This window comes from Legionella anisa (assembly GCF_001467525.1).
GTDB classification, from domain to species: Bacteria; Pseudomonadota; Gammaproteobacteria; order Legionellales; family Legionellaceae; genus Legionella; species Legionella anisa.
The window spans coordinates 78864-102836 of sequence record NZ_LNXS01000029.1; the positions used below are offsets into that span (position 1 = coordinate 78864).

The window sequence follows — 23973 nt, forward strand, 5'->3', positions numbered from 1 at the left end:
GAGTAGGTTGGGTCGAATGACCTACTCGCTGTCACCCAGATAAGCTTTTTGCTCAAGATTTAGGTTTCTTGATGATGTGTATTCTCTTTTGTTGATTGAATAGTTCCATTGGAAGTATAGACACTGATTGCATTTGCTTGATTTCCTGACAGTGTATTGACAATTTCTTGACGAACATAAAGGTTGTTGGCTATTATTTGTCCATTTACTGCATTTAATTCACGACAGTGTGTTAAAAGTTCAGCAAGCTTAGTATTTAATTGATTGATTTGATTTGTTTCCTCAACACTGCACTCCTGAAGAAACTCAGTTAAAACTAAGTTCATGTCTTGATTAGGATTCGTATAGTTAATAAGTTGCAATCGCTGTTTGGCACTTTTCTCTAACTTACTTGATAATTCTTGTTTTTTATTTGCAAATTCTTCAAGTCGATTAAATTCACGAGATGTCAGTATTTCTTTCTCTTCGCTCAGCAGTGAATTGAGCGATTCTATCCAATTAATTTCTTGTTCCAGGTGGTTACTCAATGTTTTTATCTTATGATCCATATAATATTGCCCTTAGAATTTATGCAGGTTCTACATTTAACATTTTCATGGCAATTTTGTCACTATCAATCTGATAGTTTCCTAGTGCTATTTCAGATTTAAAATATAAAACTCGAGCCTCATTGATTTCAGAAACTTCCTTAAGAGAGTTTTTTATAGCTTCTAATTGTTTTGATGTATCACTAATATTGACATGTGATGAGGGATCCTCAATCAAACTTTGGATTTTTTCTTGATGTTTCGTTTTTAAACGATTGTCTGCATCTAGAGTTTTTACAGGAACTGCATCACTGATTTGATTAAACATAATTTATCCTCAATCACGTTCGACTTCTAAATGTATCGGCTATTTTGCAAAAATCTTTAGTAAATTTTAATTATAAAAGGTATGTTTGTCTTTCTACTATCTTGGCTAAACGGTCCTTTTTGCTCAAGCTAACGAAATATAAATACCTCTAGTTATTAAATAATAACATTCACTTTCTTTGAGTCAGAAATCTGCGCTTCAATAATTTTTTTAGAAGAAAGATTGCGTACTTTAATGGTTTCACCCAGTGAACCTTCTTCCAAAGCAATACCATCCATACTTATAGTCAAATTGTTATCACTAGCAACTATAGAAACATGTTCTCCTTTATTAATCAATTTCGCTGCTTCTATATTATGCGGATTAAGCGGGCTATTTGGGGGAATATTTTGTTTGCATATTTGCCCTATTAATAAATCCTTTTTAGTAAAATAGCCATGATTTAATCTTTGTACATCCATTTCTGTTTGGTAGATATCATCTTTGGAAAGTCGGGTTCCTTTAATAAGAGCACGTTTTGCTACATAGATCGTTTTTAATACAGTTATTTTAACAGGAACGTACAAAGACCAATGATTGTCATTTTCTTGGCATTTTATTCCCATAGTACTGGTATTTAAAATTGGCGATTGGTAGGGATTAAAAACCACCAATTGATCTTCAGCACATGCTTTGAGATTTAAACGAGAGTCAATTTTATCTGCTGTAACGCGAATTACTCCTTCTTTATATGAAGAAAGCTCATTACGTATATGTTGTTCTATTTTGTTCGTTAGTATTTCAGGAGACTGTATTGTTTCAGCATGCAATCCTGTACTTGCAAAAAATAGTAAAACACTTAGTATGCACTTTTTCACAAATAATCCCTCTTTAAATGATTATTACAAACTGCAAATATTATGCCAATTTTCAGGAGAATATTAGATGAAGATTCATTTCCTTGTTTATGCCATGATTTTATTGATATTCCAATTACCTGTTCATGCAGAAAGCCATCATCCCCAAGAGTTCTTGAAAGCAGTTAGTGGTACCAAAGATGAAGGCGAACAAATTTACAATCATTTTTGTGTGAATTGTCATGCGAGCAAACCATTAATTCCTATAGGCGCTCCTAGAATTGGTGAAAAAGCAGATTGGAAAATACGTTTAAAACAGGGAATGGAAGCGCTTTTTAAGCATACTGATGAAGGGTTAAATGCAATGCCGCCCCGGGGAGGATGTTTTGAATGTACTGATGAACAGCTAATGAGTGCCATTCAATTTATGCTCCCAAAACAACCAAAAATGTAACCACTAAATAAACGCAGAGGTCATAAAAAACACACAGTGTAAAAAAAATTTATAAAAAACCTAAACCTATTTTTAAATCTCCCGATAAATATAAAAAAAAGAGGGAGAAATAAAGTGAAAAAATATCTAGTGTTAGTTCCAGTGTGTGCTTTAGCAACATCCTGTGCTTCCATGGATAGATCAGTCCCTATCGTTGATGATGCGGGTCACACTCATTATACAATGAGTATGAAATCTGACCATAGAGGTTCTAGTTCCTTTCCCGATAAAAGACCAGCAACAGGGAAAAAAGTAATTGTATTCGATCCTAAAGCAACAGCGTGGGCGGCTTACGATAAAGAAGGTAATCGGGTAAACACCGGTAGTGCTTCCGGGGGTAAGGATTTCTGTGAGGATGCAGGTAAACCTTGTCGTACGGTGACTGGAACCTTCCGTATTTATTCTAAAAAAGGCGAAGAGTGTACCTCCAGTATTTATCCATTAGAAACACATGGCGGTGCAAAAATGCCATATTGCATGCATTTCCATGGTGGTTATTCTATTCATGCCGCGTACGAAGTACCTAACTACAATGCAAGCCATGGCTGTATCCGTGTTTTGCCCAGTGCAGCAAAATGGTTAAACGAAGATTTTGCTGATATTGGTACTACAGTAATTGTTAAACCCTACTAATCAAGTTGTCGTTAATAAATGTGATAATCTCCACTACTGCCCTGCATTTGCAGGGCTTTTTTATTTGGGTTATAGCTACTACGAACAGGTTAAATGCTGGGCTGTTAGGAAGAGGAGTAGGCAGGATTGATTAACTATAAATCAGTTATAACGTAAGGCAACAAGACAATGATATTTGAGCTATATTAAGAGAAACCGTCTTGTAAAGTAAAATCCAATGAGTACCGAAAAACTACCAAATGATTTGACAGATGAAGAGATTGTTAGGGCGATAAGTCTTGCAGAAGAAATGTCAAAGAAAGTACAGATTATACCTGAGCCTCCGGAACAAAAAAAATTCATACTCAGATTACTTATGGAGAAGATCCCATTACTTTCTGGTTTATTACAAAGTTTAGGAAGTTCCGGCACTGCAACTACAGCTCTAATCAAAAGTCTGGGTAATACGTCTCAAGCTTTGCAAGGAGCCAGTGCTGGCTTCCACTATGCTGGCTTAGGTATCGCAGCCATTAATTTTGTTCGTATTCCTTTGATTTATTTCTTTGCGCTTATTGCTCGAGAACGCGTGCCTTTTACATTATCCAATAATGCGCGTTGGGCTTATTCTGCATTAGTATTAGGTTTGACCTTAGCTGCTATTTTGGTTCCTGCAGCAGCACCTCCAATTGCCTTGGTTTTGGCCAGTTTAACTTTGGTGCTTAGTTTGGTTTCTATAGGACATATGATTTACAAACGTTACACCATTCAAAAATCGTTACGTGAAACTAAAGAAAACATAAAGACTCAAGAGGACCTTTTAGAGGAGATGCAGGAAAATGCTAAATTATTGAGCTCGAAATTAAAAAAGCTTAATAAAAATGATCAGGATTATGAGGAAAGGGCCAGAGCTATTTGCAAAGAAATTGACGACTTAAGCGGTAAATATAAGATTGAAAAAGACGAGTTACAAAGACTTCATAATAAAAAACTGGAGGATGAGCAAACACTTAAAGGTTTGGGAACTGCTGCATTTATGGATAGAGGTATCGCTGCAGCCCTTACTTCCGTTGCTATTATTGGTTTGGCACTGAGTTTCTTTTTTCCTCCTGTTGGTCTTGGTATTGTTGCAGGTAGTGCAGGACTAGGTGCTCTTTATGTGGTGAGTCGGGTTGCTGTTTCTCTGCTTGCTCCAATAGTTACCGCTCAATTAAAAAAACTAGGGCTGTGGAATTCCAAAACAAATGAAAATGAGGAATCTCCTGAGCCTTCTCTTAACCTGGATGATTCATTAGAAAATCAATCCTCATTCTCATCAACAAATGAATACGAAGATCCTGCGTATAAGGAGACTTCTACATCAGTAGAAGCCCGTAAAAGTACCATGAATAATGAGGGTTCTACTTTAAAAACGATGAAAGGGCTATTTGGAATGCAAGCTGGCAAGAGATTGCAAGAATTAAAAGAAGATGTCATTGAGATGAGAAAACTCGATGATCATTTAACGAGAATAATAGAATCTAATAAATCTAATAAACATCATGAAGTTTTAAAATTTTTCCAAAATTTAGCAGTAATTGCCCAAATGGAGGAATGTCCTCATGGTGATTTAAGATGTTTATTCGACAAATTTTCTAATATGGATAAAGTACTGCCCTTACTTGAAGAGGCTCTTGATGAAGTTAAAGAGGGTACTCTAATCTTATCAAAAGAAGAGAAGGCTGCCTTATACGCTTCAGAGCCTTTAATGGCTATTTTGAAAAAAAGTAAAAGACTGACCGATTTAAGCTTTTTAGTTTCATCAACACAAAACACCCTATCGCCGGAGGACAAACGAGAAGACGAACGCTTGAATTTTGAACAACAATAACCCTCTACTCCAAGACTTAGACAAGAAGAACTCTATTTTGGATCTAAAATCAAAATACTTTTTTTTACCAAAAATTTTTAATTTGCGAATTTCATTTTTTCTAGAGAACAACTTGCTAATATGCACATCGCAATTTACTATCATGTTTTTTAAATTGGATGCATGGCATTATGATTCTTTGTATTGATGTTGGAAATTCTCATATCTATGGTGGAGTTTTTGATGGAGAAGAGATCAAGCTTCGCTTTCGTCATACATCTAAAATAAGTACCTCTGATGAATTGGGTATCTTTTTGAAAAGTGTTTTGCGAGAAAATAATTGTTCTCCTGAAGCAATTAAACAAATTGGTATTTGTTCTGTTGTCCCACAAATTGATTATTCATTACGTTCAGCCTGTGTTAAATATTTTTCTTTGGAGCCTTTTTTGCTCCAGGCGGGAGTTAAAACGGGCCTAAATATCAAATATCGTAATCCCATAGAAGTGGGGGCTGACCGAATTGCAAATGCAATTGCAGCAACACATCTCTATCCAAACCAAAACGTGATTATTATAGATTTTGGCACGGCAACTACTTTTTGTGTCATTAGTGCGCAGAAAGTATATATGGGAGGCGCTATTTTGCCTGGGGTTAGACTTTCAGTAGATGCTTTATCAAAAAACACTGCGAAGTTACCCGCTGTAGAAATCATAAAAATTGAAAATTCAGTTGGACGCTCGACAATAGAGAGCATTCAGTCGGGTGTTTATTATGGTGCTATTGGCGCTTGCCGCGAATTGATTCAACGCTTGAATCGGGAGGCTTTTGATGCGGAAAACGCATTGGTTTTAGCAACAGGAGGATTTGCTTCCTTATTTGAAAAACAGGAAATATATGATCGTCTCGTTCCTGATTTGGTTTTACAAGGGATAAGATTAGCTGCTTTGATGAATAATTGATTTAATTTGCTCGATAAAATGTACTCATAATAAATCAGAAAAAATATAAAGCATATCAAAGTACATAATATATAGAAGAGATTGTTCCAAGCTTCATACAATTACAGGTACATTAAATTGACAATCCTTGCCGCATAAAGAGCTTTTCATCTGTTGAATAATTTAAGTTTTTCACTGTAATCCACCGAGCCAGTTGACTCTTATTTTGAGTTTTTGAAGGTAGCTTTTTATTTTTATAACGTTATATCTCCTCATGTGACTGCATGGACACTCTGGATCCGCCCTCAGCACTCCTCACACTTCGCAGCAAGTATCGAGAGAAGTTTATTTAATAAATGTTCATAATTTTTAAATAAAGATCTGTTTTTAATCATTTTAATTCTAAACCCTAAATAAATTATCCAAAAAGTGGGTTTTTATCTTGACGCATGGAGAAATGTGTTTCTATAGTGTATAAAAGTGGGGTAAAATAATAAAAAAGTGGAGAATTGTGGAAGGATTAAAACTTCCACATAAAAGAAAATCATGTTTCGTGGAATAAATGCCATCACCATTGATACTAAAGGGCGCTTAGCAATCCCGACGCGTTATCGAGCCGCGCTGGGTGCTGAAGAAAAAACTCCTTTGGTGGTGACTATAGATACTGAGGAAACATGTTTGCTGCTCTATACCGCAGCTCAATGGCAAATTATTGAAGATAATTTGCAAAAATTACCGAGCTTTAATGCTGCTGCACGAAGAATACAGCGTTTATTGATTGGTCACGCGACCGATGTTGAAGTGGATGCAAATGGCAGGGTGTTATTACCCACAGTTTTAAGAAATTATGCGCAATTGGAAAAAGATGTAGTGATGATAGGCCAAGGTAATAAATTTGAAGTATGGAGTAAGGATCTTTGGGAAACCCGACGTGAGCAATGGTTGGCTGAGGAAAGTTCCGGAACTGGTGGGTTACCCGATGAAATGAAAACGTTTTCTTTGTAATGGAAACAAAAATGGCAACGCATCAATCAGTATTACTTCAAGAATCAATAGAAGGTCTAGCCATTAAAAGCGGCGGGATCTATTTTGATGGCACTTTTGGTCGTGGAGGCCATAGCAGAGAAATTTTGCGACATTTAAATGATCAAGGTCGTTTATATGCCATAGATAAAGATGTGGAAGCGATCGCATATGCCACAGATCATTTTAGCCAAGATAAGCGTTTTCATATATTTCAAGGTTCATTTGCACGAATTCAGGAGTTTGCTACTGAAGCGAATGTATTGGGAAAAGTAGATGGTATTTTGTTGGATTTAGGTGTGTCTTCACCCCAATTGGATAGTCCGGAAAGAGGTTTTAGTTTTATGCAGCAAGGACCTTTGGATATGCGCATGGATTTATCTCAACCCATGAGTGCTGCACGCTTTGTTAATGAAGCTGAAGCAGAAGAAATGGCTTCTGTATTCAAACTGTATGGAGAAGAGCGTTTTGCAGGACGTATTGCAAAGGCAATTGTTGCTGCCAGAAGCATTGCGCCTATTTCTACAACGTTGCAATTGGCAGAAATTGTGAAGGAAGCAAATCCCAAATGGGAAAAACACAAACATCCAGCAACACGCGTGTTTCAAGCAATACGCATTTATATAAATCAAGAATTAAACGATTTAAAGAGTTGCTTGGAACAATGCCTTAATGTTCTGGCTCCTAAAGGCAGATTGGCAGTGATTAGTTTTCATTCCCTCGAGGATCGCATCGTCAAGCAATTTATGCGCGATAAAGAACAGGGAGCCAAACCTCCTCCTGAGGTGCCAATTCGTTATGAAGCACTAAAGACAAATTTTAAAAGAATAGGTAAGGCGATTATGCCACAAGAAATTGAAGTAAAAGAGAACGTCAGATCTCGAAGTGCTGTACTTAGAATAGGGGAGAAATTAGCATGAACGCTGCAGCGAGAGTAATCAATCAAGGTACCTTATTTAATGGTCAACTGGCAGATATGCACATGTCAAAATCATTATACATGCTGATTATATTATTAGTTGCTGTATTAGTGAGTGCGTTGGCTGTGATATACAGTACCAACTCATATCGGGTGACTTTAAATAAGGTGGAACAACAAGAACAGTTAACCCATTATTTACAGTTGCAATGGGGGCAGTTACTTCTAGAACAAGCAAGCCTGGCTACACCGGCACGCGTAGAAGAGTTGGCCACTGAAAAATTACAAATGCTTTTGCCAACATCTAAAAATACTTATTGGTTACAAGCACAGCAGTAGAAGTTTTTGTTTTAAACGAGTACCATTGCCATTTAGTTTTAGTAACGTAGCCTAGGTGGAGGCAAGGCCATAACCTGGGAGTTTTTTGTGCAATATAACCCGGGTTATGGTACTTGCCTCCACCCTGGCTACAGATGGATAAGTATCCATGAAAAACTCAACTCATTTAAACAGACTGATTGTAGTATCTACTTTTTTTTCATTGCTCTTATTCATTTTGATTTGGCGTATGGTTGATCTCACTGTACTCCATCGTCAGTTTCTACAAGGCCAAGGTAATGCTCGCAGTTTACGAGTTGTAGACATTCCTGCGCATAGAGGAATGATCATGGATAGAAATGGCACACCTTTAGCTATTAGTACTCCTGTGGAATCGGTCTGGGTGAATCCTAAAGAGTTCGCACCTGATAAAGAACAATTTATGTCCTTTGCTGAATACCTGAATTTAACTCCCCAGCAGCTAAGCAGAAAAATAGTAGATGCAGAAAATAAAGAGTTAGAGTTTCTCTATTTACAAAGACAATTACCGCCTCCTTTAGCTAAAAAAATAAAGGCATTAAAAATCCCAGGCGTTAATTTTCAAAAAGAATTCAAACGTTATTATCCTGATTCAGATAGTATTTCCCAGTTGGTCGGATTTACTAATGTTGATGATCAGGGCTTGGAAGGAATTGAGCTTGCTTATCAGGATTGGTTGAAAGGCGTTGTAGGTAAGAAAAGGGTAATTAAAGATCGTTTAGGAAGAGTTATTGAGGAATTAGGGGTAATAAAACAACCTCGCCCTGGGCGTGATATGACTTTAAGTATTGATCGACGTTTACAATATTTAGCCTACAGCGAACTCACTAAAACGGTTGAAGAATTTGCTGCAAAATCGGGTTCTGTTGTCGTTATTGATACAGAAAATGGTGAGATATTAGCTATGGCTAATGTACCTTCTTATAATCCTAATTCGCGGGGCCGCTACGATAAAGATAGTTATAGAAATAGAGCGGTTACTGATATGTTTGAACCGGGTTCAGTCATTAAGACATTTAGTATCGCCAGTGCTTTGGAAACTGGTCTATTCACACCTTCGACGATTATTGATACGAATCCAAGTTGGATGAATGTTCAAGGGCGTATAGTTCGGGATATTCATAATTATGGTGTCCTTGATGTAACGGGCGTATTACAACATTCAAGTAACGTTGGGGTGACAAAAATGGTTTTAGCAAGCCCCCCAGAGCAGCTCATTGGATTGTTGCAGCGTTGTGGTTTTGGACAACGAACTGAAAGTACTTGTCCAGGAGAAAGTGAAGGAAGTATCGTGAATATTAAAGATGCGAAACCTTTTGTATTGGCTACTGTGAGCTTTGGTTATGGCTTGTCGGTAACTGCATTACAATTGGCTAAAGCGAATATGGTTTTTGCAAATCTAGGCAAATTGATTCCAGTAACGTTATTGCATAATGACCCACCAACCCCAGGTGTGCAGGTCATGAAGCCTGAAACAGCACAACAGGTTTTATCTATGATGGAGGCCGTTTTAGGTAAAGATGGTACTGGAAAAGCAGCAAGGGTACCTGGTTATCGTGTAGCAGGAAAAACAGGAACGGCACGTATAGCAGGGAAAGATGGTTACAAAGATAGAAAATATACTGCAAGTTTTATAGGAATCGCGCCGGTTTCAAAACCTAAATTTGTTGTAGTCGTTATCATTCATGAGCCTTCTCGTAAAGGTTATTATGCCGCAGCAGTAGCAGCTCCTCTGTTTGCTAAAGTGATGTCAGGGGCTTTACGATTGTTTAATATACCAACTGATGAGTTAACAGGATAAAATTCGCTCATAAGGTAAAAAGGTTTTGTTATAATGTAGCCTGAGTGAAGCGCAGCGAAACCCGGGTTCCGCTGCGCTTCACCCAGGCTACTTTTAGAATTTATTAGGAACCACAGTGATGAAACTCTCACAACTATTGAAACCATGGATGCAGCACATTAATTCAGATTGCACTATTACCGGTTTAGAAAATGACAGTCGTCGTATTCAGCCAGGAGATTTGTTTGTAGCTTATGCCGGTGCAGCAACTGATGGTCGTTTATTTATAAATAAGGCTGTTTCTGCAGGTGCAGTTGCTGTTGCCTATGATCCTCTCCATTTTCCCAAGAATTGTGTATTACCTGAATCAATTCCTTGTGTTCCTGTTCCTGACCTAGCGACCCGACTTGCATCAATTGCACAACAGTTTTATGACGATCCTGGTCGTTTTTTAAGTGTCACTGGAGTAACTGGAACCAATGGTAAAACAACGATTGCTTATCAATTAGCTCAGGCTCATCATTTATTAGGGCAGGGAGCAGCATACATAGGCACTATTGGTCAAGGCAATGTAGATAAACTCCAATTACTGGATAATACAACTCCTGACTCACTTTATTTACAAAAGCTATTACATCACTATAAAAATCAGGGTCTGAGACAAGTATGTATGGAAGTGTCCTCGCATGCACTGGCACAACATCGAGTAGATGCTGTTGCGTTTAAGCAGGCTGTATTTACGAATCTAACGCTTGATCATCTGGATTATCATCTCAACATGGAAAATTATGCGATTGCCAAGGCATTATTATTTGCTAGAGAATCATTACAATGGGCAATAATTAACCAAGACGATGCGTATCAAAAAATAATGTCTGCTGCCGTTAAATCCCATGTTAAAAAGTTAACTTATGGGATACATCAAGATTGTGATGTGAAAGCTGTAAATTGGGTTATGGATATAAAAGGTACGGAAATTGAAGTGCATTCTCCTTGGGGACAGCATCAATTCAGGATAAAGTCCCTAGGCCAATTTAATATTTATAATAGCTTGGCCATATTTAGTAGTTTATTGGCTTCTGATTATGCACCCGCGCAGGTTGTCGAAGTGATGACTCAATTAAAAGCAGCTCCTGGGCGCATGGAAATTGTTGCCAATGCGCCCTATGTGCTTGTTGATTATGCACATACTCCTGATGCTCTGGAGAATGCTTTAATTACTTTAAATCAATTAAAAAAAGGACGACTATGGGTAGTATTTGGTTGTGGTGGAGATAGGGATAAGACCAAGAGACCGGTGATGGGAAAGGTTGCCAGTAAACTTGCTGATCAAATCGTCATTACTAGTGATAATCCACGTACAGAAGATCCACAGATGATTGTTGATGAAATAGCACATGGTATTTCAAATTCATCTAATGTCATTCAACTTGTTAATCGTGAAGAAGCAATTGCTTATGCTTTAAATAAAGCCGATGAACATGACGTTATTTTAATTGCAGGCAAAGGACACGAAGCTTATCAACAAATTGGCACGATAAAACATACTTTTTCAGATCAGGATGTAGTGAAAAAATTAATCCAGAAGTAACTGGAGTGTAATGGTGTAGTCTGGGTGCAGCGTAGCGGAACCCGGGCTTTCCTGTCTCTTAGTCACACGTTAAGAATCTTGGGGAAAAGCCAGACTTGAGTACAGGTTGGGTGAAAATGGTTTCTCAAAAAGCGCAGCATAGAAGATTATGGAGCATTTTTGAGAACCATTTTCACCCAGGATGTGCCAAATGTGGCTTTTCGGTGAATTGTGCAGAAGATTCAGGTGCTTCACCCGGGTTACATCCTATTTATGTATATATCGTTTGAACTTCATCGGTGACATTTCTTCATAGCCTTTGATTGCTACTGCAAATAAATTCGGATCACCTGTCTCATAGATACAAACTAAATCTTCATCGTCTTTACCTGATTCAGGAATCCCTGGGGCGGTTAAATCAGCTAAAATATCATTGGTTATATCGATTGTCTCTTCTTCAGAGTCAGCTTCTACTGGTCCAATAGCGAATCCCCAGCTGGAAGAGGTATTGTAGTTATTGACTGTATAACCAATATAATAATTGTAAGCCAGTTGAGAAGCCATTGTGATGCCTACAGCTTGAATATCACTCAGTTTAGGACAGACTGGTTCATCTGCAAAAGCAGATCCTGTAAGAACCATCGCAGCTGCAAAAGAAATTAATTTGGTTTTTAAAGACATAATATACTCCTTGTTAAATCTATTTATTCCAAGTTGAGCCTGGTCTGGACTCTTTTTATCCAGACCGGGGTAAATATCTATTTTTACTTATGAGCTTTGAGCAAGTATTGTTTTAATTTCATTGGGCTAATTGCGTAATCTCTAACTGCAATAGAATAAACATAAGGATTGCCGGTGTCATACAAACAAATCAATGTGTCATGATCCAGTTCCAAAGGAAATCCAGGAGTAGCCATGCTATTTAAAATTCCATTTGTAACATCTAATGCATCATCTTCTGTATCTGCTTTCACTGGTCCTATAGCAAAGCCCCAGGTAGCTAAATTGAATCGACTGATAGACATACCAATGAAATAGTTGTTACCAATCTCTTGAACTTCAGAGATTCCCTCTGCTCGAAGATCACTCAACTCGGGACAAGGATTATTGGCGAAGGCAGAACCAGCAAGAACCAATGCTGCTGTAAAGGTAGATAATTTTACTCCTAAAGACATTTACATACTCCTTTGTTTTTTTTGTAAAAATCGGAAAAAGAGTATCATTTGATTTACTAATTTACAATGAACAATTTTAGATTTAATCGTATTTATTATGTAACCATTGGGTTGTCTTATTTCTTACATACCCAATAATAATTTAGTTTTATAGTTCAAAGTTGAGTCTTTTGAATACTGAGAAAAATCATGACGTGTTTGATGGTTTTTACGCAAATTTAAGAAAGCCGCTTTCTTATCTGAAGCATGCTTTAAGAGTAATGTTTCTTCAAGAGGATTATAAATTTTTAAGATAAACTCATGCCATAATTTGTCTTTTTCCAAGCTCAAGTCATTGGGCAATGCAGGTGCTGCAAATTGAGGGGGAGCCAGGCCAGCAATTTGGTGCAAAGCGGAGCTTACCATCGCAACCGCAGTGTATTTTGCCTCAAGACTATGGCCTGCAATATGAGGGGTGCATATTGTGGATTGATCGATAATACGTGGATCAATATCCGGCTCATTAAGATACACATCGGTGCAATAGATTAGCGGTTTTGATGAATGGAGAAGTGCTTCCTCATTGACAATTCCACCGCGAGCGGCATTAACAATGACACATCCTGATTTTAATCGATCAAGGAAATCCTGATTGACCAAATTGGCACTAGGGTAGGGGGAGCTATTATGTAATTCAGCATGAATGCACAGTAGATCAACTGAATATAATTCCTCGATAGTACAACTTTCAAAAGTGGACTCACGTTCTGCTTTGAGTGGATCGTAAGTTAAGAGTTCAAAACCAACTGCTTGCAAACGTGCAGCAATTTGAGTTCCTACTTTCCCCAAGCCAATAATGCCTGCTTTATTTCCAAGAACACGTTGTTGTTGCTCCAGAAAAGCAAGACAGGCAACGACATAATCAGCAACAGCTCGAGCATTGGCGCCTTTTGCATCAATAATTTGAATGTTTTGAGAGTTGAGCCAGGTGCTATCAAGATGATCAGTTCCGCTGCTTGCAGTAGCAACGTAGCGCAAACAATGATTTTTTAATAAAAATTGATTTACTTTTAGATTAGCACGGCAAAGAAGAACCTCTTGTCCAGAAAGTAACCCTGCGATTTCATCGGGATGATGATACATCGTTAGGTGAAAGGGCTTGGGGAAAGCCTGCTCTAATCCTGGCAGAGAGGCATCAGCAAGAATATTCATAGTTAATATTTACTCCCATCTCAAAGAGTGACCTTTTGAGAGGTTAAGTCGCTGGTGTTCATATTCTAAAAATGGCACTGAGTGCGATGAGTCCCAGATTAATTATCGGGGTTAATATCATGCCTAAAACTCCGGTAAACACTAAAAGAATGAGGATAAAAAAACCATAAGGTTCTATTTTAGCATAAGCGATAGCTTGCCTGGGAGGTAAAAGGCTACTCACTACTCGACTACCATCCAAAGGTGGGATAGGAAGTAAATTTAATGCAGCTAAAATCAAATTAATAAATATTCCTGCCTGGGATGTAGCATAAAGAAAAAGTACAGCCATCGATGTGCGCGGGTTGAGCATGAGCGCGAGCTTGTCGCAAGCAGCCCATAAAAATGCCATGAAAAGATTGGCAAATGGCCCGGCAAGAGTAACCAGGATCATGTCGCGCCGAGGATGGTGAAATTGGTTCGCGTTAATTGGGACAGGTTTTGCATAACCTATAACAAAATTAAATTGGGTTAACACACCAATGAGTAAAGGCATGACTATGGTACCGATTGGATCCACATGACGAATAGGATTCAAGCTTAATCGACCCAACATTTTTGCCGTCGTATCGCCACATCGATATGCAACAAAAGCATGAGCTGCCTCGTGCAGAGTAATGGCAAGTAAAATGGGAATAGCCCAAATACATATTTTTTGGATCAAGGTAAATTCTATCATTAAAAAACTGAGCAGTGAGAAATGTATTCTGATTCTAGCGAATAGTTGCTTCCAATAACAAGTAAAAAGAAGTTAAAAGTCCTTTTTCTTATTTATGGATGTATTTAATTTTTATCTTCAAATCAGCACCTTATCTTTTGATTAAATTGGAACCAGAAAGTTGATTGGTTGGTCTATGCATGATATATTTTGCCCGAAAATTAACTAGTCTAGGAGACAAAATGCCAATATTAAATAAATTAAAGCCCGAACTCAAAGAGGCATTAGGAAAAATAAACGATTTAGTATCTCGATATGATGCGTTGCTTGAAAAAAGCAAAGGTGAGTCTCTTAGAGATAATCAAGATGCAGTCCAATATGTTGATGATGTTATTAAACGATATAAGTTGATCCAAAAAACATCACCTGGTTCATCAGCCTTACAAGCAAAAAAAGAGTCTTTTGTATCTATGTTGAGAGAGCATGCAGCTGAACTCGGTATATTCACTTTTTCTAAGCCAGGAGATCTTGCATCCCGACTTAAAGAGCTGGATTTCGAACCCAGTAAAATTGATGAAATAGCTAAAGGAATAGAACAAGCAGGAGGAGATGATGAATTAGTTATTCTATCATCATTAGTCTTAACGAGTGAAACCTTGGTAACATGCGCTGATAGTGGTCATCACCATGGCCATCCTCATGCAACCGTAACATCTTATGGCTCTGGTGGCTACCATCACGGCCACTGGTAATTAAATGTAGGAGAGCGGCATGTTACTGATGAAGGATTGTGCTATTGATCCAGGCGATATTGTTCTCGTTGTCTCAAGTAGCCGCAAACCTTTCGTACGCTTAAAACAGGCCGCTCAATCACTCACAACTGCTGGCAACAAACATGGACATTTGGAAGTTGTTACAGTTTTTGTTTGTACTGGCAAGAATGAACAAGGCATCATCTGCCACAATTATGAGCGGCAACTTTCTTCGCCACCACATGTATTTATTGAAAATCTTCAAGGGAAAAATATAGAGGAATTAACCGTTCTGCTACTTAATTATTGCAGCAAAGAATTCACTTCAGTTCAAATAAAGAAAACACTTGAAGGTGGCATGCAATGGATGAAACTTTGGGCTTCCCAAATAACGGGAAATGAGGAGGCAGAAGATCTCATTAAACAATTCCTTGTTGCAGCCAATGAGAATAAAGAAAGATTAATCCAATTATTGGTTGCTTTCTGGCGTGCTTCAGGACAAGCAGAAACCCTTCCTGCAGTTAATTCAAGTTTGTTGGTGTTTAAACATACTGACAGCAAACAAAGACAACAATTCCTTGATGCATACAGGGAACAAGTTAATGTCACTAAAAAATTACATGCACAAGGAAAAAGCCGCACCAGCTTCTGGGCTGTGCTCAAATCCTTTTTCCAATGGTCAAATAAGCAAGATAAAAAAGATAGAGAAAAGCGTTCTCCTTCTGATGAAACTTTTTGCTCTCAAAATGTGATGCAAGTTTTAAATCAGGTTAATCCTGATCTGGTAAAGAGAGGCAGACACGTCCTACCCAAATCTTTAGAGGCAGGGCTTCGCGAGGCAACAAAAGAAGTTGCTGTGAATCAGGAGCAATTCGATGATTTTGAAGCAATGGTTGCTGCACAAAAACTACCCCCATTTAAATTACAAATTTTACCTGCATCGGGCAAAGAATTGATGAGTACCTTATTAGCAGTGGTAGATCAGGAAATTCAACGCATTGAGTCTAAATGGTGGATCACTCAAAAAGATAGAAAAAAAGCATTTGATTTGAAAAGGCTTCTTTCGCCTTTTCGTGATCCCAAGTACCAAGACTATCCTGTTGAATTGCAGGTAGATGAGGCTTTAAAGCTTATTGCAACGTTACTTCCCACATTGCAAAGAAAAACAGGGTTCTTGGGCGAATGGTTTCCATCAACTTCTTATGCCAATGTGAGAGCATTTGCTCGTACCCAGGGTATTTTTGATGGGGATATCCGCGAAGCAACAGAGAAGCTAAAGAGTAAACCCGTTGTTCAGAAAGAGGCTCAAGAAGACGTAGTTGAAGATTTTGTACCGGTACCTACCGGACAAATTTATATTTTTTCTGATTGGTCATTTTCCAGTTGGTCAATAAGTAAACGTGAGTTGATGTTAAAGCATATGCTTGAATTGCTTGGTGTAGGGCATGCGTTATATACCTGGGAAAATGGACAATTAGTTCAAATGAAAAAAGAGTCTATAAAAAGTGTTATTAATGGGGAGAATTTTGATGATTTGTTGGCTTCTAAATTAAAACCTGCAACGCGTGCCTCAGTACTTGAGCAAGCACAACGTCAACAATTGGATGCACAACAGATACATTTCCTTGATTATAAAGTCTGCCAAGAATTAGCAGATGACCATCAATCCATGGAAACACGGCTTAATGAGGTAGCACCGATATTCTCGCCCAAATTGGATGAGTATCATTTAAATCAAACAAAACAAGCTATTCTCGAAGTTGAAATAGCAAATCCTTTATATAGTGAAAGTGAACAATTGGAGTTGCAAAGCCTAAAAAAACGGATTATTGGCCAGAAAGAAACAAAACAAAAAACGTATCAAAGCGGTATGGATACAAAAGCTTTTGCCGCTCAACCACAATATAGAAAACCCATATTCAAACCTGTTGATTCCCTGACTTTTACACCACCAACTAAGTATTATCGTGACGAAGTTTATTCTGACCTGGTCCTTCATGAAAACCCATCCTCTCCATTTCAATATTTTGAATTAGCGGGCATGAATGCTACGGAAAACCTGGTTGAATGTCGCTATAAGTTTCATGCTGAGGGAATAACAGAAGAACTCATTGAAAAAAGGAAAGAGGAGTCAGATTGTGTCCTTTTTAAAGGAAAAAAGAGATTAAGTTTGACAGGAAATTGGCAAGCTCTCCCTTCCTTGCATCCTGGTGAAACTTTGTTGGACATCGCAATAAGTGGATTAAAAAAGGATGATTTCGAAATAAAGTACTCTAAAAAAAATCATTTGTATTATATTCGCTTACTTAAACCTACTACAGAGCCTCGAGATGCTTTTGTCAATTTGTTGTTACGCATGCCCAAAAACTATAGAGCACATCCTGTATTTAGCACATTAACTACTCTACCTGAACATCAAGAAATACATCGTTTATTAATGAAATATTTTAAGTTTGGTAGAGACCGTGGAGAATTACGTAACACCATTGGAGTCACCGTTCATAATGGTAGGGAATATCTTGATGAGGCAAGAAAGTTAGGTGTTGCAAGTTGCCGTTTAAGAGCGATTGCTTTTAAGGAAGAAATGAGTCGTTTATATCCGGAGATTCCTGTATCTATTGATGTTAATCCGGATCATTGTTTTATTGAAATGGAATTGGATGGTCAATGGCAAAGGTATTGTCTCGGTGGATATAGGGATACCCCAACCTTGATGGAATCAGTCAAGGAAGATACGTTGAAGTGTCTACGCTCGGATTCTAAAACGCCTCGATTCTTTACCGAAAAAGCAAAGCAGCAATCTTATGTGCCAGTCGAGGAAGAGATGCATATTAACCGTTTTGCGTAGCCTGGGTGCAGTACAGGGAAATATATATAAGTAGGGACATAAATGATGAATCTATTTGATGCGCATTTACATATTATTGATTACCGCTTTCCGTTGCTTGCAAATCAGTCTTATTTACCTGATGAGTTTACGGTTGTCGATTACCTAAAAATTGCAAAACCACTGCACATTATTGGTGGAGCAGTGGTATCGGGATCTTTTCAAGCATTTGATCAAACCTATTTGGTCAATGCGTTACATGCCTTGGGTCCAAATTTTGTTGGAGTAACTCAGTTACCGGCTACAGCAAATAACGAACAAATTATTGAATTAAATGAGCAAGGAATTCGCGGTATTCGATTTAATCTGAAGCGTGGTGGTTCAGAAAAAATTGAGCATTTAGCTGATATGGCACATCGAGTTTATGAGATTGCCAAGTGGCATGTAGAATTGTATGTCGATTCTTCTGAGCTCGCGGAATTATCTGATTTGCTACTCAGTTTACCTGCAGTCAGCATAGACCACCTGGGACTATCAAAAAGCGGACTTCCAGTTTTATTTAAGCTCGTTGAACAAGGGATCAAAGTTAAAGCATCCGGGTTTGGCCGAGTTGATTTTGATGTCGCAAGCGCCCTAAAAACAATTGCATCGCTTAATCCGGATGCATTGATGTTTGGTACCGATCTTCCCTCAACACGAGCCCCGCAACCTTTTAAAAAAAATGATATTACCCTTATTTTGGATGTCTTCGATGACCGTATGGCAAATAAAATTTTATTGACAAATGCCGTCGATTTTTATCGTCTGCAGCTGAAGTTTTAAAAAGTAGCCAGGGTGAAGGCTACTTTTTGAAAGATTTCTAGGCTGCTATATCGAAGCTCGAGAAAACCGGGTTATATCAAAGGTTAATAATTTAAAATAATCATAGGACATATAGAATTCACCGTCATCCCCAACAGAGGTGCCCCAAGAGTTTCTTAAGAACAATAATCCTTTATGCTTCACACCGTGATTATCCACCGCAACTGCATTATCATCGTACCCAGTAATGACCATTTCATGGGCAGCTTCGACATAATCAACATCTGCAATTATTTCTGGTGTTAAAACCCAGGTATCTTTATATATCCATGTTTTATATTTGCCGACTGCTCCTACAGTACCTAAATCGGTACGTGGGAGAAGTACAGCAAAAACCAATCGGTCACCTGCAGATAGAGCTTGTTTGACATCATTTAAGTTCTTTCCTGGATCAGTTTTTTGAAATACATCAGACCAATTGACCTCTTTACCAAAGATGGATTCACTTAGCGCACTAAATTGTTCAGGATCCATAAAAGATTCGGGATCATGATCGGTGTATGTTGGATAGTATTTCATGCCGCCACAACCGAATTTCAGTTGTTTTACTTTATTAACTATTCCATACTGTTCCATCTGTTCAATGACATAACTCGCATAACTTCCATCCCAGCCGCTTAAACCGTAACCGTGCTTTTCCATATAGCTACCCAACTGTAAATTGCACAACTGACTAATATAATCACCTTTAGTCATAGTAGCATCAAGCGCAGCAGTTACTGCAAAAGTGACACAGGTTCCATGTATTCCTTGATCTAAGACTGGTACCTTATTCATCCCTAATTCAATATGATTAGGGATCGATAAGGTTTCTTTATTTGAGGAAGCATAAGCAAACTGGTGAGTATGTGCTAAAGCATCTTGGGCACGGTGGGTCAGAAGGTTTTTTGCTTCGTCGGAAAGATGTACTTGCAGTAATTGAATACTCTTTTCATCGTTCGCAAGACTATTACGCGACAAATTTGCGGGCGCTTGCGTTAATGTCTGTTTCAGAGTGCCAACAACTGTAATATCCTGAGCATAAGCTCCCTTAATTACCAGTGCAGTGCAAATAAGCGCTTGTATTGACCTAATGGAACATTTTATTAAATCCATGCTAATTCTTTCCTGTAGCTAAGAATAGATGTTGAATTGTTATACTTTTTGGATTGAGTGTCAACAATATGAGTGATTTGCAATGGATACTTAGACAGTTAATTTTCAATGAATTTCTATGATGAAGATGACTTTATTAAGATTTATTGAATGGTTACAATAGGTTAAAAATTTCAGAGGTCATAGGGATGTCATTAATAGATAAAATTTTAGGAAAGCCTCTTACTTTAAAGTCCAAGAAGAAACAAGAATTGTCGGTATTAACTGGGGTTCCTGCACTTGGATTAGATGCTTTGTCCTCGACAGCTTATGGGCCAGAAGCAGCACTCACAGTGCTGTTGCCAGTGGGAATCATCGGGTTGCATTCTTTTTTTACTGTTTCACTCTTAGTCGTTCTTGTTCTTATATTTTTGTATTTTTCTTATATGCAAGTAATTGCAGCATATCCACAGGGAGGAGGAGCTTACATTGTTGCTAGTGATAATTTAGGTAGAAAATATGGTGTAGGTGCGGCAATTTCATTAATACTGGATTATTTATTGAATGTTACTGTAGGTATATCAGCGGGCGTCGGCGCTATAGTATCGGCAATTCCTGCATTACAGCCCTACACACTTATATTATGCCTGGTGATCTTATTCATGCTCACGGTAATTAATTTGCGAGGAATTCGTGAAACAGGAACACTTTTTGTAATCCCAGTAATTATTTTTATATTGTGTATGCTCATTTCTCTGTGTGTTGGATTAGTAGATGTCTGGAGTAGTGGTGGGCATCCACAACCTCTAAATGACCTAACACAAACTCAAGCAAGTTCAGTCGAAACGTTAACATTTTGGATACTATTAACTGCTTTTGCTAATGGTTTAACCGCGATGACCGGAGTAGAGGCGGTCAGTAATGCAGTATCTTTATTTCGCAAACCACCAGTTAAAAATGCGCAGTGGACATTGACGATAATTGTTGGCACGCTTGCTCTATTTTTAATTCTCATTGGTTATCTTTGCCCGGCTTATCATATTCTAGCTATGGATCAAAAGCAGCCGGGCTATCAAACCATACTGTCACAACTCGTTGAAGCGTCTACGGGAAAGGGCGTTTTTTACTATATTTCGATTGTCAGTATTTTTACTGTTCTTGCCTACTCGGCACAAACCAGTTTTTCAGCTTTTCCGAGGGTATGCCGGTTCCTTGCTGAAGATAATTATTTGCCTTATTTTTTTGCTGAGCGAGGGAGGCGCCTGGTTTTTTCAGCAGGAATTATTATTTTGGCAATTTTTTCTGCTCTCATTCTAATTGCTTTTAAAGGAATTACACATAATCTAATTCCATTATTTGCTGTGGGAGCATTTAGTGCTTTTCTTTTTTCGCAGATGGGTATGGTAGTGCATTGGTTGCGCAAAGAAAATCGGCAAGTTCGATATAAATTAGTAATCAATGCTCTGGGTGCTTTGATCACTGCAATCGCACTTTTTATCATAATTATCACAAAATTTATAGAAGGTGCCTGGATAATTGTTGTTCTTGCGCCTACATTGGCATTTTTGATGTATCATATTAAACGTCATTATAATAAAATTGCTCGTGAAATCGAAAATCCAATAAAAATACATCCTCGATCTCTAAAAGACCCTATAGTCATTATTCCAATACATGGTTTGGATTTAATCGCAGAAAGAGCGATTCAATTTGGGATGTTGCTCTCAGATGATATTACCGCAGTTTTTATTGATGCAGAATATGAAGATGTTGAGCGTTTGCAACAACTTTGGCATGAACTGATTGAAATGCCAGCCAAAAAATCAGATAAAGGCCTCCCTAAGTTAGAAATTATTAAATCACCCTATAGACGTATTTATAAGCCAATATTAAATTTTGTGGATAAAGTAAGAAAAGAGAGGAAAGATAGGCTGATTGCTCTTATTATACCCGAGTTAGTAGAACCTAAATGGTATGAGTACTTGTTACACAATATTCATGCCACTGGATTACGCGCTTTACTGTTTTTAAAGCGAGATCCCAATGTGATTGTTATTACTATTCCATGGTACTTACGTGAAAAATAAGGATTGATTGATGTCGCAATTTGAAAAGTTATTTAATTTTATGAAAAAACCTTGGGTTATTATTCCCTATGCATTTTTGGTTATTTTAGTCTATTATTTTGTAGACCAGCCTTTGGCAACTTATTTTTACCTGTTGGATCTTAGAGTCAATATTCCCTTTTTAGTCGTATTGACTGCTTTGGGAAAATGGGCCGCTTATAGCGTTTTGTTTTTTATTGCTGGATTGTATTTTCGATACATTCAGGTTAATACTGTTTATGAAACCCGATCTTGGTATTTACTGGGTTGTGTCCTTTTAGCCAATTTGGTTTGTTTGATTTTGAAAGTGGCGTTGAGTCGTGCTCGCCCTGAATTGTTATTTTCTAGTAATGAATTTGGATTTTATTGGTTTAAGTTGAGTTCAAATTATTGGTCTTTACCTTCAGGACATACGACAACGGTTATTAGTTTAGCAGCAGGATTAGGGGTGCTTTTTCCTCGATATTTTTATCTGTTCCTTGTTGTTGCTCTTTTGGTTGCTGCCTCAAGAATTTTGTTATATTTCCACTACTTGAGTGATGTGATGAGTGCATTTTATATTAGTCTGTTGGTTGTTGGCTTTTTTACGGAATATTTTAAACGGAAGAATTGGTTCAATAAAATGGATTGTACTATGCGATAACTAGGATTTCAGAAAGTTAACGAGTTTTAGCAGTATCGATCCTAAATAGCCAATCTAGGGAGAGGTTATGACTATAGAGACTGAATTAAAAACTCTGGTTAGCATCTATGCCAGTTACGATAAAGAAAAAGAGTGTTATATAAGTGATTTGAACAAGGAGGCTCTGTTACGACTGGACGCTGACTTTATCAAATTAATTAATAAATTGTTGCTTCAAGATGGTCCAGATAAAACAAAAATAAAAAAAAATTATAAAAATTTATCTTTAAATTTTCATCCGGACCTTATTAATAATTTCATTCCAGAAGCAAAATGGATTGAGAACAATCTGTCTGAAAATCGCAATGATGGGGCTTGTTTTAAAACATTATCGCTTTGCTATGGGAAGTTAACTTCGCCTCAGGATTTTAAACCGATTAAATTTGATGAGATTACTACGCGAGAAGATCTTAAAAAATGGTTGGAAAACTTAAAACATACTTCCAGAACATTTACCGAGCGTCATTTCTATGCGAGTCTTATGGGGTTACTTGATCAATCCAGCGGATATTTTGATGAAGTAGGGAAAATAAAGCCAAAGGGGATCCGTGCTTTAATTTCATTTCTTCCAATGATTTTTATTAGTTTCAGTACTTTTGTTTTTGCTGAAGAACTATTTGCTGTTTATGCGCTTTATTTTGCTTTATTAAAGAGTGGCCAATTTATGGCAGGCGGCAATTCAACGGAGTTGCAAAAGCTCGGTAATACCTTGCAAAAAATCACTATAGTTTCTGCCACGACCACAACTACCTTATTAGTTCGGTTACTTGAAATGACCTTTTGGGCATCTCGTCAGTGCTATGAGATGAGCTTGCAAATAGGCTCTACACTTTTGACACCATTACTTTGTGCCCCTTCAGAGGAGAAATCTGGCGACTCTACAGCAGATGAAAATTTATGCCGTGAATTGATTCTTGCAAGTCAGAACCAAAGTACCAGTGATAATTTTAAAACGCCAGAATTAAAAATGATTGCAGCGCCAATTGAATCCTGCCTCGGATTATTAGAACAGCAATTTTTTAGAAACTGGAGGGCAGGGGGAGGAAAACATCGGGCATTAGATGCATTTTTGCTTAGAATGCGTGTAATTGATAAAGACGATGAATTGAAAGTCGAAGAAAAAGTTGCAAAAGCTTCTAAGGCATTAGAATTAGTTAAAAAAGATCCCAGTGTTTACACTCCAGGAGGAAAAACTGCTTTGGCAGTTGACCGTGCTGAACGTGTAATTAGTCTGCTAAAAGATGACTCTGGGATGCAGCTTGTTGTAGTAGGATGTCCTACTACCTAACAGAAGTTTAAAGCCAGGTATCTCGTTTTATGCCTAAATTTTAGGCGTTATATTCATGGCCTTTACCATTGTCAAATTCAGGGTAAAATAGA

At 37.8% G+C, this 23973-nt stretch carries 23 protein-coding genes; 15 read left to right on the top strand and 8 right to left on the bottom strand.

What is annotated here, in order from left to right:
• Positions 1 to 59 precede the first annotated feature (59 nt).
• The 3 genes from Lani_RS09560 to flgA all read right to left on the bottom strand — a co-directional run bounded on the left by Lani_RS09560 (position 60) and on the right by flgA (position 1712).
• A complete protein-coding gene (locus Lani_RS09560; RefSeq protein WP_019233733.1) occupies positions 60 to 548 on the bottom strand; it encodes a flagella synthesis protein FlgN in 489 nt (162 codons plus the stop codon).
• Between the two features lie 19 nt (positions 549 to 567).
• Complete coding sequence (flgM, locus tag Lani_RS09565) at positions 568 to 855, bottom strand: flagellar biosynthesis anti-sigma factor FlgM (RefSeq protein ID WP_019233732.1); 288 nt, start codon at positions 853 to 855, stop codon at positions 568 to 570.
• Positions 856 to 1010: 155 nt separating this feature from the next.
• Positions 1011 to 1712, bottom strand: coding sequence for a flagellar basal body P-ring formation chaperone FlgA (gene flgA, locus Lani_RS09570; RefSeq protein ID WP_019233731.1), 702 nt, complete (start codon positions 1710 to 1712; stop codon positions 1011 to 1013).
• A 67-nt stretch (positions 1713 to 1779) separates the two neighbouring features.
• On the opposite strand from flgA, the gene Lani_RS09575 reads away from it, so the two are divergent.
• From Lani_RS09575 to Lani_RS09615, 9 genes are all read left to right on the top strand, one after another.
• A complete protein-coding gene (locus Lani_RS09575; protein WP_019233730.1) occupies positions 1780 to 2145 on the top strand; it encodes a c-type cytochrome in 366 nt (121 codons plus the stop codon).
• Between the two features lie 114 nt (positions 2146 to 2259).
• On the top strand, positions 2260 to 2817 hold the full coding sequence (locus Lani_RS09580; protein ID WP_019233729.1) for a L,D-transpeptidase: 558 nt from the start codon (positions 2260 to 2262) through the stop codon (positions 2815 to 2817).
• Positions 2818 to 3034: 217 nt separating this feature from the next.
• The gene (locus Lani_RS09585) at positions 3035 to 4663 is read left to right on the top strand and encodes a hypothetical protein (RefSeq protein ID WP_019233728.1); all 1629 of its coding nucleotides are present in this window, start codon (positions 3035 to 3037) and stop codon (positions 4661 to 4663) included.
• Positions 4664 to 4833: 170 nt separating this feature from the next.
• Complete coding sequence (locus tag Lani_RS09590) at positions 4834 to 5601, top strand: type III pantothenate kinase (protein ID WP_019233727.1); 768 nt, start codon at positions 4834 to 4836, stop codon at positions 5599 to 5601.
• Positions 5602 to 6126: 525 nt separating this feature from the next.
• A complete protein-coding gene (gene mraZ, locus Lani_RS09595) occupies positions 6127 to 6585 on the top strand; it encodes a division/cell wall cluster transcriptional repressor MraZ (RefSeq protein WP_058388522.1) in 459 nt (152 codons plus the stop codon).
• A gap of 11 nt (positions 6586 to 6596) precedes the next feature.
• Positions 6597 to 7523: a 16S rRNA (cytosine(1402)-N(4))-methyltransferase RsmH gene (rsmH, locus tag Lani_RS09600; RefSeq protein ID WP_040522632.1), complete on the top strand. Its 927-nt coding sequence runs from the start codon at positions 6597 to 6599 to the stop codon at positions 7521 to 7523.
• The gene (gene ftsL / locus Lani_RS09605) at positions 7520 to 7861 is read left to right on the top strand and encodes a cell division protein FtsL (protein WP_019233725.1); all 342 of its coding nucleotides are present in this window, start codon (positions 7520 to 7522) and stop codon (positions 7859 to 7861) included. The genes rsmH and ftsL overlap by 4 nt, the downstream gene beginning before the upstream one ends.
• Positions 7862 to 8009: 148 nt before the next feature.
• Positions 8010 to 9680, top strand: a complete 1671-nt coding sequence (locus Lani_RS09610; RefSeq protein ID WP_019233723.1) for a peptidoglycan D,D-transpeptidase FtsI family protein — start codon at positions 8010 to 8012, stop codon at positions 9678 to 9680.
• A gap of 118 nt (positions 9681 to 9798) precedes the next feature.
• Entirely contained in the window at positions 9799 to 11250 is a 1452-nt protein-coding gene (locus Lani_RS09615) for a UDP-N-acetylmuramoyl-L-alanyl-D-glutamate--2,6-diaminopimelate ligase (protein ID WP_019233722.1), read from the top strand.
• A gap of 246 nt (positions 11251 to 11496) precedes the next feature.
• Here Lani_RS09615 and Lani_RS09620 read toward each other — a convergent pair whose 3' ends face one another.
• The 4 genes from Lani_RS09620 to Lani_RS09635 form a co-directional block, all read right to left on the bottom strand.
• A complete protein-coding gene (locus tag Lani_RS09620; RefSeq protein WP_019233720.1) occupies positions 11497 to 11910 on the bottom strand; it encodes a DUF4949 domain-containing protein in 414 nt (137 codons plus the stop codon).
• An 83-nt stretch (positions 11911 to 11993) separates the two neighbouring features.
• Positions 11994 to 12404, bottom strand: a complete 411-nt coding sequence (locus Lani_RS09625) for a DUF4949 domain-containing protein (RefSeq protein WP_019233719.1) — start codon at positions 12402 to 12404, stop codon at positions 11994 to 11996.
• A 123-nt stretch (positions 12405 to 12527) separates the two neighbouring features.
• Positions 12528 to 13595, bottom strand: a complete 1068-nt coding sequence (locus Lani_RS09630; RefSeq protein ID WP_019233718.1) for a 4-phosphoerythronate dehydrogenase — start codon at positions 13593 to 13595, stop codon at positions 12528 to 12530.
• Between the two features lie 58 nt (positions 13596 to 13653).
• A complete protein-coding gene (locus Lani_RS09635) occupies positions 13654 to 14313 on the bottom strand; it encodes a site-2 protease family protein (RefSeq protein ID WP_019233717.1) in 660 nt (219 codons plus the stop codon).
• 221 nt (positions 14314 to 14534) lie between these two features.
• On the opposite strand from Lani_RS09635, the gene Lani_RS09640 reads away from it, so the two are divergent.
• Genes Lani_RS09640 through Lani_RS09650 form a run of 3 tightly spaced genes read left to right on the top strand, consistent with a single transcriptional unit; the run spans position 14535 to position 18693 of the window.
• The gene (locus tag Lani_RS09640; protein WP_019233716.1) at positions 14535 to 15044 is read left to right on the top strand and encodes a hypothetical protein; all 510 of its coding nucleotides are present in this window, start codon (positions 14535 to 14537) and stop codon (positions 15042 to 15044) included.
• 19 nt (positions 15045 to 15063) lie between these two features.
• On the top strand, positions 15064 to 17892 hold the full coding sequence (locus Lani_RS09645) for a hypothetical protein (RefSeq protein ID WP_019233715.1): 2829 nt from the start codon (positions 15064 to 15066) through the stop codon (positions 17890 to 17892).
• Positions 17893 to 17934: 42 nt separating this feature from the next.
• Positions 17935 to 18693, top strand: coding sequence for an amidohydrolase family protein (locus Lani_RS09650; protein ID WP_019233714.1), 759 nt, complete (start codon positions 17935 to 17937; stop codon positions 18691 to 18693).
• A gap of 45 nt (positions 18694 to 18738) precedes the next feature.
• Here the strand turns inward: Lani_RS09650 and Lani_RS09655 are convergent, their stop codons facing one another.
• A complete protein-coding gene (locus Lani_RS09655; protein ID WP_019233713.1) occupies positions 18739 to 19827 on the bottom strand; it encodes a C1 family peptidase in 1089 nt (362 codons plus the stop codon).
• A 188-nt stretch (positions 19828 to 20015) separates the two neighbouring features.
• On the opposite strand from Lani_RS09655, the gene Lani_RS09660 reads away from it, so the two are divergent.
• The 3 genes from Lani_RS09660 (at position 20016) to Lani_RS09670 (ending at position 23881) form a co-directional block, all read left to right on the top strand.
• Positions 20016 to 21893, top strand: coding sequence for an APC family permease (locus Lani_RS09660; protein ID WP_019233712.1), 1878 nt, complete (start codon positions 20016 to 20018; stop codon positions 21891 to 21893).
• A gap of 10 nt (positions 21894 to 21903) precedes the next feature.
• Positions 21904 to 22554, top strand: coding sequence for a phosphatase PAP2 family protein (locus Lani_RS09665; protein WP_019233711.1), 651 nt, complete (start codon positions 21904 to 21906; stop codon positions 22552 to 22554).
• Between the two features lie 67 nt (positions 22555 to 22621).
• Positions 22622 to 23881: a hypothetical protein gene (locus Lani_RS09670; RefSeq protein WP_058388523.1), complete on the top strand. Its 1260-nt coding sequence runs from the start codon at positions 22622 to 22624 to the stop codon at positions 23879 to 23881.
• Positions 23882 to 23973 lie beyond the last annotated feature (92 nt).